The organism is Lentibacter sp., assembly GCF_029254145.1.
Classification (GTDB): Bacteria; Pseudomonadota; Alphaproteobacteria; order Rhodobacterales; family Rhodobacteraceae; genus Lentibacter.
This window is the reverse complement of the sequence record NZ_JAQWYD010000023.1, coordinates 1-11,821: the sequence shown is the minus strand read 5'-3', so window position 1 is coordinate 11,821 and position 11,821 is coordinate 1. Positions and strand designations below refer to the sequence as shown.

The 11,821-nt window shown below is 56.8% G+C and carries 8 protein-coding genes and 1 pseudogene; 7 read left to right on the top strand and 2 right to left on the bottom strand.

Annotation, left to right across the window (positions count from 1 at the left end; all coding sequences use genetic code 11):
- Positions 1-334: 334 nt before the first annotated feature.
- The gene (locus tag P8O11_RS02765; protein ID WP_300291406.1) at positions 335-2,887 is read left to right on the top strand and encodes a DUF2339 domain-containing protein; all 2,553 of its coding nucleotides are present in this window, start codon (positions 335-337) and stop codon (positions 2,885-2,887) included.
- 81 nt (positions 2,888-2,968) lie between these two features.
- On the opposite strand, the gene P8O11_RS02760 is transcribed toward P8O11_RS02765, so the two are convergent.
- Positions 2,969-3,376 (bottom strand): group III truncated hemoglobin, encoded by a 408-nt coding sequence (locus P8O11_RS02760; RefSeq protein WP_300291404.1) that lies wholly within the window; start codon positions 3,374-3,376, stop codon positions 2,969-2,971.
- Between the two features lie 258 nt (positions 3,377-3,634).
- On the opposite strand from P8O11_RS02760, the gene ileS reads away from it, so the two are divergent.
- The 3 genes from ileS to P8O11_RS02745 are packed head-to-tail and all read left to right on the top strand — an operon-like array spanning position 3,635 to position 7,852.
- Positions 3,635-6,541 carry an isoleucine--tRNA ligase gene (gene ileS, locus P8O11_RS02755; RefSeq protein WP_300291401.1) on the top strand — a complete coding sequence of 969 codons (2,907 nt, stop codon included), beginning with the start codon at positions 3,635-3,637 and terminating at the stop codon, positions 6,539-6,541.
- Positions 6,542-6,569: 28 nt separating this feature from the next.
- Entirely contained in the window at positions 6,570-7,406 is an 837-nt protein-coding gene (locus tag P8O11_RS02750) for a DMT family transporter (RefSeq protein WP_300291399.1), read from the top strand.
- Positions 7,403-7,852 (top strand): methylated-DNA--[protein]-cysteine S-methyltransferase, encoded by a 450-nt coding sequence (locus P8O11_RS02745; protein WP_300291397.1) that lies wholly within the window; start codon positions 7,403-7,405, stop codon positions 7,850-7,852. Before P8O11_RS02750 ends, P8O11_RS02745 begins: the two co-directional genes overlap by 4 nt.
- 45 nt (positions 7,853-7,897) lie before the next feature.
- Here the strand turns inward: P8O11_RS02745 and P8O11_RS02740 are convergent, their stop codons facing one another.
- A complete protein-coding gene (locus P8O11_RS02740) occupies positions 7,898-9,772 on the bottom strand; it encodes an FAD-dependent monooxygenase (RefSeq protein WP_300291395.1) in 1,875 nt (624 codons plus the stop codon).
- A gap of 109 nt (positions 9,773-9,881) precedes the next feature.
- Between P8O11_RS02740 and P8O11_RS02735 the strand changes: the two genes are divergently transcribed.
- From P8O11_RS02735 to P8O11_RS02725, 3 genes and pseudogenes are all read left to right on the top strand, one after another.
- Positions 9,882-10,310: a MarR family transcriptional regulator gene (locus P8O11_RS02735; RefSeq protein WP_300291393.1), complete on the top strand. Its 429-nt coding sequence runs from the start codon at positions 9,882-9,884 to the stop codon at positions 10,308-10,310.
- 188 nt (positions 10,311-10,498) lie between these two features.
- Positions 10,499-10,987, top strand: a complete 489-nt coding sequence (locus P8O11_RS02730; RefSeq protein ID WP_300291390.1) for an Lrp/AsnC family transcriptional regulator — start codon at positions 10,499-10,501, stop codon at positions 10,985-10,987.
- A gap of 163 nt (positions 10,988-11,150) precedes the next feature.
- A pseudogene (locus tag P8O11_RS02725) lies at positions 11,151-11,821 on the top strand (glycine cleavage system protein T); the annotation flags it as partial.

Here is an 11,821-nt window from a genome sequence, read left to right as displayed (position 1 = left end):
AGTCTGGTTTTACTTGGAGTTCCCGTGGCGCTTGTGCGGCAAGGCAGCCTGCAGCGCCAGATCAGGGATTTGCAAAAAGACCTTGGCATGCTGGCGCAGGAGCTTCGCGATTTGAAGCGAGAAGGCTTGAGACCTGCGAAAACCCCTGCGACCGAGCTTGTGTCTGAACCCGAGGCGCCCCAAACCACGACATCCGAGCCCATGACGGCGAGTGCCACACCCGCGCGAGTGCAACCCGCGGCGGCAGCCAGCGTTCAAGATAAGGCGGCGCGCAGCTCTGTGCCCCCAGTAGCGCGCAGACCTGTGTCTGCCGCACCCACAGAGCCAAAAGCCTTTGTCTTTACCGGGGGAAAAATGGAGGCCCATCACGGATTGGCTCAAGGTCAATTGGGTCTTGGCGATTGCGGCGGCCTCACTTGGGTTTGCGGGTATTTTCATGGTTCAATACGGGATCGAGCATGGTGTGCTAAGCCCGTTCTGGCGGGTTATGGCTGCTTTCGGCTTTGGTGGTGCTCTCGTGGCGGCGGGCGAATATGTGCGCCGCCGCTATGGTGATGAGGGCGAGGAGGCGATGCGTCATGTGCCGTCTGTTCTGTCTGGCGCGGGGGTCATTACGCTTTTTGCGGGGGTGCTCTCGGCGCGGCTGATGTATGGGCTGATCGGCTCAAATATGGCACTTGCGGGTCTTGTCGCTGTGTCTGTGTTTGCCATGGTGCTGGGCTGGTTTTATGGGCCTGTGCTGGCGGCGATCGGGATTATTGGCGCGATGGCTGCGCCTTTTGTTTTGAGCACGGGGGCAGGGGCGCCACCTGACCTTTACTATTATTTTGTGCTCGTGATTTTGATGGCGCTTGGCATTGATACGGTAAAGCGCTGGGCGTGGATTTCTGTGCTTGGGCTGGTGCTTGGGCTTGCTGCGGTCTGGCTTTTGTATGCCGCCGATACGGGTGATTTTGCCTTTGCGGCTTCGATTATCATTGTGACGCTGGCGAGCATGACGATCCCTGTGCGCAGCCTTGTGCCGAACCATGATGGCGCGGCTTTGAGCGAGATGTTCAGCTCCAGCCCGCGCTTCGCGGGGTTTCCGACGCGGCTTGCGGGCGGTGTTGTGGCGGTTGCAACGCTGGCGGGGCTTTCGCTTGTGATGGGTGGCAATACGACCGCTGAAGTCTGGCTCGGGTTTGGCATGCTTCTCATGCTGTTTGCCGCTGTGGCGATCTGGGCGGAGGGTGCGCGTGCGCTTTATGATCTGGTTGTGTTTCCAGCGGGTGTGCTTCTGGCGGGGCTGCTCTTGCACGGGATGCAGGGCGGCGTGCTTGTGCAAGAGCTATTGCGCGGGGTGAGCACAGACCCTGAGCCTAATGCGCCAAGCATGGGCTGGCTTGCTTACAGCCTCGTTGCCCTTGGTGCGTTTGTCTCGCTTGTTGCTTTTTGGCGGATGACGCGGGCGAGCGGCGAGGCCAAGGGCAATGCGGCGCTTATTTGGGGGCTGGGCGCGGCTGTGTTTGGGCCCGCTGTGTTTCTTATTTTGGAGTTTGTGTGGCCTGTGAGCCGCGTGATTGGCGGCTACCCCTGGGCGCTGACGGCAGTGGCGCTGGCAGCGTTTATGACCTTTCTGGCAGAGCGCTGCGCAAGGGCGGGTGATGGAGACGGGCTTTGGAAGGCACGCACGGGGCTGTTTGCCCTCGCGGCGCTGACGCTTATCGCCATGGCACTGTTCCTGATCTTGACCAAGACGGCGCTGTCGCTGGCTCTGGCGGCGATGGTTCTTTTGATCGTGTTGGCGGACCGCAAGCTTGATCTGCCGCTTCTGGGCTGGTTTGTGCAGATCGGTGTTGCGGTGATCACTTACCGCCTGATCGCCGATCCGGGCATTTTCTGGGCTGTGGAAGTGGCCAGCGCCTTTGACGCCTTTGTGGCCTATGTTGGCGTGCTCGCACTTTTGGCGGCGGCCTGGTGGTTTGGCGGCAATGAGGCGGCGCGGATGCCTGCCAAGGTGGCGGTGGACTCCGCGCTTTGGCTGATCGCTTTGGCTGGTGTGGCTGTCGCGCTGATGCGGGTGTTTGACGATGATCTTTTCAGTCACTGGGGCCTTGGGCTCTGGGCTGTTATCTGGGGCAGTGCGGCTTTGGCGCAGGTCTATCGGCTTGGCGCGACGCACTCTGGGCTGTTGCGCTGGATGCGCTATGTTTTGATGGCGCTTTTTGGTGGCATGGCAGCACTCTGCCTTGTGGCGCAGTTCGCTTTTGCGAACCCGCTCTTTGGTGGGCTTTTCAGCCGCGAACTTGTGCGTGGGCCGTATCTCTTTGACACGCTTATGGTGGCGTATGTGCCTGTGGCAATGATGTTTGCCTTTGCGGCTTGGAAACTGGCTGAACGTTTGATTGTCCGACAGGCGGGCTATGGGCTGGCGGGACTGTATGGCGCAACCTATCTGATTTATGAGACGCGGCGGCTGTTTCGGGGCGACAACCTTGCGGTGCGCGGCGTTACCGACGGGGAGCTTTATGCATATACGGTCTTGATGCTGGTCACATCGATTGTGCTGTTGCTTCTGGCTTATAAACGGCGGTCTGTCAGTCTGCGCAAGCTTGCGATGGCGGGTGTGGGGCTGACCATTGCCAAGGTGTTTTTGGTGGATATGTCTGGGCTTTCAGGGCTGACGCGGGTCTTCTCGTTTATGGGGTTGGGGCAGGCTTTGCTGGGGCTGACCTGGCTCAACCGTAAACTTTCCGACGGTTGGGACGATGGCGCCCCTGTTATGTCCGCGCCCGAGGGGCCCAAGCCTGAAACAGCACTTGAGCCTGAACCTGAGGTGGAGCTGACTTCTGAGCCAGAGGCCAAGCCGAAGCGGAAAGCCAAGCCAGTGAGGCCGAAGGCAGACTAGGGTTTGCGCTTTGACTGCCCCTCTCGCGCTCACCCCGGGATATTTATGGAAAGCGGAAGATCTGGCCAGCGGAAGATTGGCTCAGGAAAAGATGGGCACGGACCCTTTGGGCTTGTCGCGGTCTTCTATGCTGAGGCGCAACCCGCGACCTATACGGTGTGCAAGAGCCGAGAAAGAGGCGGCGGGGGCTGGTGCGAGTGTTTTGACGAGGACCTCATCAAAGAGGGCGAGCCATATTTCAAAGTGGTGTGCGCGTATTTGGGTCACGCCCATATGGGTCATCATGGGATTGCCTGAATAACTGTCTTCATGCAGAATCGCCTTTTTCCAGAAGCTGCCGATTTTGGCTTCGTGCTCGGGCCAGTCGGTCACATGCGCGGCAAAGATCGGACCGAGCGCCGCGTCAGCGCGGATGAGCCTGTAAAAGCGGCTCATCACAGTGTCGATGTCGTCTGGCGTGATGGCAAAGCGCGGGGCGATCTGGGACATGGTGTGGCCTTGGTTTGGGTGAAGCTATGCTCTGCCCAATGGGGACTGGGCACGAGGGGGCAGATTGTCGCTGGTGATGGAGGCTATGGACGGTGGCGAAAGAGCGGCTTATAACGCGGTTTATGACAGAGATTGCCCTGATCGTTATACGAATTATTTGCCCGACGCTCTGAGCAAGAGCCGTCGGGAAAAGGCGCTTGGGGAGCCCACGCCGACACGCCACACACCCTTGAAAACCTGATCCGAAGGACGCCTGATATGTGCGCCGACACGCCTGACTATAAAGACACGCTCAATCTACCTGAAACCGATTTTCCGATGCGCGCGGGACTGCCAAAGCGCGAGCCCGAGTGGCTGGCCCGCTGGGCTGAGATCGGCGTTTATGACCGTCTGCGCGAAAAGGGCGCGGGGCGTGAGCCGTTTATCCTGCATGACGGCCCTCCCTATGCGAACGGGCATTTGCACATTGGTCATGCGCTCAACAAAACCATCAGGGATATGATTGTGCGCAGCCACCAGATGATGGGGCATGATGCGCGCTATGTGCCTGGCTGGGACTGTCACGGGCTTCCCATCGAGTGGAAGATCGAGGAGCAGTATCGCAAGAAGGGCAAGAACAAGGACGATGTGAATATCGTCGATTTCCGTCAGGAGTGCCGCAAGTTTGCGGAAGGCTGGGTGGATATCCAGCGTGAAGAGTTCAAGCGCCTCGGCATCACGGGGAATTGGGCTGATCCTTATTTAACGATGGATTATCACGCCGAGCGGGTGATTGCAGAAGAGTTCATGAAGTTCCTTATGAACGGCACGCTCTATCAGGGCAGCAAGCCTGTGATGTGGAGCCCTGTGGAGCAGACCGCGCTGGCGGAGGCCGAAGTCGAGTATCACGACAAGGAGAGCTTTACTGTTTGGGTGAAATTCAAGGTTGTTGGCGGAGCCGATCTTGAGGGTGCGAAAGTTGTGATCTGGACAACGACGCCTTGGACCATGCCTAGCAACAAGGCTGTGGTCTACGGCGCAGGGATTTCTTACGGGCTTTACGAGGTGACGGGCACGCCTGATGAGTGCTGGGCCGATGTGGGCGAACGGTTCTTGCTGGCCGACAACCTTGCGGGCGACGTCTTTGCCAAGGCGCGGCTGGAGGCGGGGATGTGGAACCGTGTGCGAGATGTCACCTCCGAGGAACTTGCGGGCTTGAGCCTTTTGCATCCGCTTGCGGGCGCTGAGGGCAGCGAGGGCTATTGGGACCAACCGCGTGATTTCCGAGCAGCGGAATTTGTGACTGATACGGAAGGCACGGGCTTTGTGCATTGTGCGCCGTCTCACGGGATGGAGGAATTCGAGCTTTACCGCGATTTGGGGATGCTTGAAGAGGTCATCACCTACAACGTGATGGACGATGGCGGCTTTCGGGCTGATCTGCCGTTCTTTGGCGGGAAGTATATCCTCAACCGCAAGGGCGGCGAGGGCGACGCGAACAAGGCTGTGATCGACAAGCTTGTTGAAGTGGGCGGTTTGCTCGCGCGTGGAAAGATCAAGCACAGCTATCCACACAGCTGGCGCTCTAAAGCGCCGATCATTTACCGCAACACGCCACAGTGGTTTGCATCTGTTGACCGCGCCGTGGGCGACGGGCAGGATGCGATGGGCAAGTCGATCCGTGAGCGGGCGCTTAACTCTATTGACCAGCTCGTCAAATGGACGCCACAGACGGGGCGCAACCGTCTCTACAGCATGATCGAAGCGCGGCCTGATTGGGTCTTGTCTCGCCAGCGTGCTTGGGGGGTTCCGCTCACGTGCTTTACCAAGAAGGGCTTGTTGCCCACCGAAGAGGGCTTCCTTCTGCGCGACCCTGAGGTCAATGCGCGGATCGCTGCGGCCTTTGAGGACGAGGGCGCGGACTGCTGGTATCTGGACGGCGCGAAAGAGCGCTTCTTGGGCGCAGGTTATAACGCGGACGAATGGGAGCAGGTCTATGATGTGCTTGACGTCTGGTTTGACTCTGGCTCAACACACGCATTTGTCTTGCGTGATCGAGAAGACGGCGCGGCGGACGGGATTGCCGACGTCTATATGGAAGGGACCGACCAGCATCGTGGCTGGTTCCATTCTTCCCTGCTGCAGGCTTGTGGCACGCTCGGGCGCGCGCCTTACCGCAATGTTGTGACGCACGGGTTTACGCTGGATGAGAAGGGCATGAAGATGTCCAAATCACTTGGCAATACCATCGTTCCCGAAGAGATCATCAAGCAATATGGCGCGGATATTCTGCGGCTTTGGGTGGCTCAGACAGATTATACTGCCGATCAACGGATCGGACCTGAAATCTTGAAGGGCGTGGCGGACAGCTACCGACGCCTACGCAACACGATGCGCTATATGTTGGGGGCACTGTCGCACTTCAAGGAAGACGAGCGGGTTGAGCCGAGCGATATGCCAGAGCTTGAACGCTATATCCTGCACCGTCTGGCGGAGCTCGACGGGCAAGTGCGCGCAGGCTACCGCGCGTTTGACTTCCAAGGGGTGTTCTCGGCTGTCTTTACCTTTTGTACGGTTGAGCTTTCGGCGTTTTACTTCGATATCCGTAAGGATACACTGTATTGCGATGGCGACAGCCTGCGGGCGCGCTCGGCACGTACGGTTATGGACCTTCTGTTTGCGCGTTTGACCACATGGCTTGCGCCTGTGCTTGTGTTCACGATGGAGGATGTCTGGCTGTCACGCTTCCCTGACAGCGAAGGCTCTGTGCATCTCACAGATATGCCGGAGACGCCGATGGCGTGGATGGACGAGGCTTTGGCTGCAAAATGGAGCCACGTGCGCCGCGCGCGGCGTGTCGTCAATGCTGCGCTGGAAGTGCAGCGGGCTGATAAGGTGATTGGTGCGTCTTTGGAAGCGGCTCCGATTGTTTATGTGCAGGATGCAGACATGCTGGCGGCGCTGAAGTCGGTTCCGTTTGAGGATATTTGTATCACGTCCGCTGTCTCGCTCACAGACAATCCGATCTCTGATCAGGCGTTCCGCTTGCCTGAGATCGAGGGGATTGGTGTTGAGTTTGAAAAAGCTGAAGGCGCAAAATGCGAGCGCTGCTGGAAGATCCTGCCAGATGTGGGCACGCATAAACATGCGGGCACATGTCAGCGCTGCAGCGAGGCGCTGGGGTGATTTGGCGCTGCGCTGAGGGGGCTTACGCGTGAGCCTGACGGTCTTTCTGGCTGTCCTTGGTGCAGCGCTTTTACATGCGACTTGGAACGCGCTCATCAAGACGGGTGCGTCCAAGATTGCCTCTATGTTTATCCTGACTTTGGTGCAGGGGATTGCTGGCTTTTGCATTGCTTTGAGCCAGCCTTGGCCCGAGGCGCATATCTGGCTGTGGCTGAGCGCATCTGGGCTGTTTCATGCGGGCTACAAGCTTTTCCTCGCCTTTGCCTATGAACAGGGTGACTTAAGCCGCGTTTATCCGATTGCGCGGGGTGCTGCGCCGATGATCGTGACGCTGGTCTCGGCTTTGCTTCTGATTGATGTGATACAGGCAGGTGAATACGGCGCGATTGCCCTTCTGGGCCTTGGGATTGCGCTGATGGCGCGGGGCGCGTTTGCCCATGGCGAAAGCCGCAAGCTTGTGCCGCTGGCGCTGGGCTCGGCCTGCATGACAGCTGGATATTCGCTTGTGGACGGGCTGGGCGCGCGCGAGGCGGGCAATGCTGTGATGTATGTCGGCTGGCTCTTTGCGCTGGATGCAGCCCTTTTCACGCCGCTTATTCTTACGTTGCGAGGCCGTGTGGCCTTGCGGGCCAGTGCAAAAGACTGGGGTGTGGGGGCCTTGGCGGCAAGTGCTTCTTACGGCGCTTACGCAATCGCCGTTTGGGCCATGACGGTTGCGCCGATTGCTTTGGTGACGGCGCTCAGAGAGACCTCAATTTTGTTTGCTGTGCTCATTGGCTGGCTGGTGTTTGGCGACAGGATGGACCGTGGCAAAGCTGTTGCGGCCTGTCTGATTGTCGCGGGTGTGGTTTTGACGCGGCTATGAAACGCTCGCTAGACACACCGACAGGCACAGTGACGCTCTCTGAGAAGGGTGGCGCGCTTGTGGCGCTGGAGTGGGGCGGAGGCTTCGAGGACAGCAGTGATCTGCTCTGTGAGGCGGAACGCCAGATTGCGGCGTATTTTGCCGGGGAGCGGCGTGTCTTTGAGCTTGCGGTGAGGGTGCGCGGCTCGCAGTTTCAGCAAGATGTCTGTGCTGTGATGGGGCAAATCCCGTTTGGTGAGACTTTGACGTATGGAGAGATCGCAAAGCAGCTGGGTGTGCCTGCGCAAGCTGTCGGGCAGGCCTGTGGTGGCAACCCACTGCCGCTCATTATCCCGTGCCACCGTGTGCTTGGCGCGCAGGGGCTGGGCGGATTTTCAGGGGGTGTCGGGGTTGAAACCAAGGTTTGGCTGCTGAAGCACGAGGGGGCGGCGGGGCTGCTGATTTGAGGCCGCTCTGCGGGGGAGCGACCCTGATTGCACCTTCGTTGGCTGTTACGCTGAAATCATGAACTCATCGAAATAGCGCTCAAGCTCTGAGTAATCCTCTAGCGGTTGGATTTTGGCGATGAACTGATCCGGGCGCACAATGAGGAGCGCTCCGCTTTGGCGGTCGATGCCTCGCTGATCAAAAATATCAGGGCCCGATTTATGGTCGGGGCAAAACGCCTTTTCATAATCCAGCAGGCCATAACGTCCCTTGGCGGGAAGTAATAAGCGGGGTAGCGCTTCTAGCGCGATGTCCCTGTGGGGGGATTGGAATACGGCGCGCACATCTATAACGGCGTCGATATTGCTGCCACTTGGTGTGTACTTTGTAACAGGACTTCTCGGGTCTTGTTCAAGATAGTGGCAGAGCGCCGCGATGCGACCCTCGGTTTGCCCGTTGTCGCCTGCGCCCGCAAAAGCGATCAGCCGCCAGCGTCCGTCCGACTTTATAGTGTGGCCAAGCTGCATTGGCTTTCCGTCACCCAAGCGAACCACTGGCGCGGAATGGAAACGCATCCCGACTTTCATCCCAGCTGCCAAATGCTGAAATTCATCGCTCGCTGTGATCAGGGACGGATCGTAACGCGTTTCAACACCAGCGGTGTAGCGCCCGTGTTTTTTGAAGTAGCTTTGGAACTGTTCGGCCTCGATTGCGTTCTGCGGTTTGACGCTGAAAAGGCGGGCCATATCACGATCGAAGTCGATCAACTCCTTGGCTTTTGCGCAGCGTTCTTCAGAGTAAGTGTGAAGCAGGGCCGGGGCGGCCTGTTCGCGCAGAACCGCTGCAAGCTTCCAACCAAGATTAAATGTGTCGGCCATAGACACGTTCATACCCTGTCCTGCCTTTGGACTGTGGGTGTGGCAGGCGTCACCTGCAATGAAAACGCGGGGTGTGCGGAATGAACGCTCGGTGTCTGGCACATCGTCAAAGGCGTCACAAACGCGTTGACCGATCTCATAGGCCGACCACCACGCGACCTCTTTTACGTCCAATGTATAGGGTGCTAGGATGTCGCCGGCCTTTGCAATTAGCATCTCGGAGGTGACGCCTCGATCTGCTGCTCTTTCATCGCCTTTGAGTGTGTCCAGCTCGATGTACAAGCGGACCAAATACCCGCCTTCGCGCGGAATGATCAGGATGCTGCCTTGGTCTGCTGATTGTATAGCTGCTTTCAGGCGAATATCTGGGAAATCAGTGATCGCGAGAATGTCCATCACACCCCAAAGCTGGCGCGCGGCTTCTCCCTTTAGGTCATGGCCCATTGCCTTGCGCACCTTGCTGCGCGCGCCGTCGCAGCCAACGACATAACGCGCGCGGATGGTTTCGGTTTCGCCATTCGGGTCACGAAATGTTGCAGTTGTTGGGTACTCTGCACTGGGATCGGTTGTGAGGTCAATCAGCTCACGACTATAATCTGGTTCAAGCCGGCTGGCCGAATTGCGCATGATTTCAAGGTAGAAGTCATGCACCCGTGCCTGACTGAGAATGACATGGGGCATTTCGGACAGATCGTCCTCAACGTCCTGAATGCGGTCGGCGCGACGCAATCCTGTGCCGTTTTCGTTGGGCCGCCAGAAGGCGACTTCATTCACCCAATAAGCTTCTTTCAAGACTTTTTCTGCGAAGCCAAAAGCCTTGAACATCTCGACCGATCGACAAGCTATTCCATCTGCCTGACCAATCTCTAGCGGGCCCGATTTGCTCTCAAAAATTCGGGTTGAGATATCAGGAAATTGCGCGAGTTGTGCGGCGAGCGTCAAACCAGCGGGCCCGCATCCTACGATTAGAACATCGACAGCATCTGTGGCGCCATGGATTGCGCCAGACGGTTGGCTGATTGCTGGATCGCCCGTGGAGACTCTGTCTAGATGATATTGCATTTCATTTCATGCCATAATTAATATGTACACTTACTATTTATCGGAAGATATGGCATTGTGTCAATATAATAAGTATACATACTTTTAGACCCAGAGAGTGAGGCACACCTTGGACCTTTCCAACTTACCAGGTCACCTGATCAGGAAGCTGCACCAACAGTCCACGTCGGTGTTTCAGGACCGAATGAAAGCGGGCGGTTTTGATCTCACGTCAGTTCAATTTGCAGCGCTGAATACGTTGGATACGAATGAAGGTTTGGATCAGGCGACCGTTGCACAACGTATCGCTTATGACCGTGCGACCATCGGTGCAGTGATCAAGCGTTTGGAGCAGAAGGGGTTTGTTATGCGACGGCGTGACCAAGCCGATCGTCGCGCCTTCAAGCTTGAACTTACAGAACAGGGTAAAGCGCTTCTGGAGGAACTGCGGCCAATCGTTTTGTCACTCCAAGCTGATATTTTGCCAACCCTTTCAGTGTTCGAACAAGCGACGCTCTTGGAGCTTATGGCAAAGGCGCTAAAATCAAAGGCTGTGTAGGAGCCTTTTTTAAATGGTATGGACCTAGAAGGGCTAGGCTGTTTTGACAGCCACATTGGCGGGATCATGAAGCAATTGGTCGGAAAACCAGATGCAAAATTTCGCTGCAAAGGTCTAAATCAGTTAACTCGGTCAAAGCCGAGTAACTTTAAAGGATGTTTTTCGCTTCAGAGAAACCATTGATTGCTATGAAAAAAACTGGGCTTGATGCCACAGACATTCGCATCCTCAGCGCAGTTCAGCAGCATGGGCAGCTGAGCAAAACACGGCTGGCCGAGTTTGTGAACCTCTCTTCCACACCGTGCTGGGCGCGTCTGGATCGGCTCAAGGCGGCGGGCTATATTCGCGGCTATCATGCTGAGCTGGCCTTGGAGCGGATCATCGATTTTACAGAGGTTGTGGTGACCGTATCTCTTGGTTCACATCGCAAGGCTGAATTTGACCGGTTTGAAAACCATATCCACAAGCTTGATGAAGTCACCGATTGCATCGCGACTGGTGGTGGCATGGATTACGTTCTCAAAACAGTGACGCCCAGTCTGGCTGCGTTTCAGCGACTGATGGAGGAGATGCTCTCTGCTGATCTCGCGATCGAACGCTACATGACGTATATCGCGACTCGTCAGGTCAAACGAAGCCAGCCAAATTTGGCGAGATTGACCGCAAAAAGCGAGTGAGCGCAGATAGAGACCGAATGGTCTTCTGTAGGCCTGATATTTGGTCTGATTGGCCTGATCTTGGGGCATTATCAGGCCGCATATTTCTAAAACTTCAGACTAAATCGTCGTTAGGTTTGAAACGATATTGGCCTGTCAGGCCACCTGCTATAAGGGCGAAAACATGACACAAGCAGACGACTTTGGCTTCGGCACACAAATCCGTAAATCACCTTACTTTGAAGCAACAGTTCGCTGGGGCGCAAAGGCTTTTTCTGTTTATAACCATATGTACATCCCACGTGATTTTGGTGACCCCGAGCAAAACTTCTGGAACCTTGTGAACGAAGCCATCTTGTGTGATGTCGCCGTGGAGCGTCAGGTTGAGATCACGGGGCCTGATGCTGCTAAATTTGTACAAATGCTCACGCCGCGCGATCTCTCCAAGATGGCTGTAGGCCAATGCAAATACATCCTGATCACAAATGCAGATGGCGGTATTTTGAACGATCCGATCTTGCTGCGTCTCGCTGAGAACCATTTCTGGATTTCGCTGGCGGATAGCGACATTCTGCTTTGGGCGCAGGGGGTTGCCGTGCATTCGGGAATGGATGTCCGGATTGGAGAGCCTGATGTCTCACCGCTCCAGCTTCAGGGGCCGAACTCGGGCTTGATCATGCAAGAGCTGTTAGGCGAGAGCATCATGGATCTGAAGTATTATTGGCTGCGCGAAGTCGACCTGGACGGGATTCCGCTCATCGTGTCGCGCACGGGGTGGTCAAGTGAGCTGGGCTATGAGCTCTACCTGCGCGACGGCAGCCAAGGTGATGCGCTTTGGGAGCGGATCATGGCCGC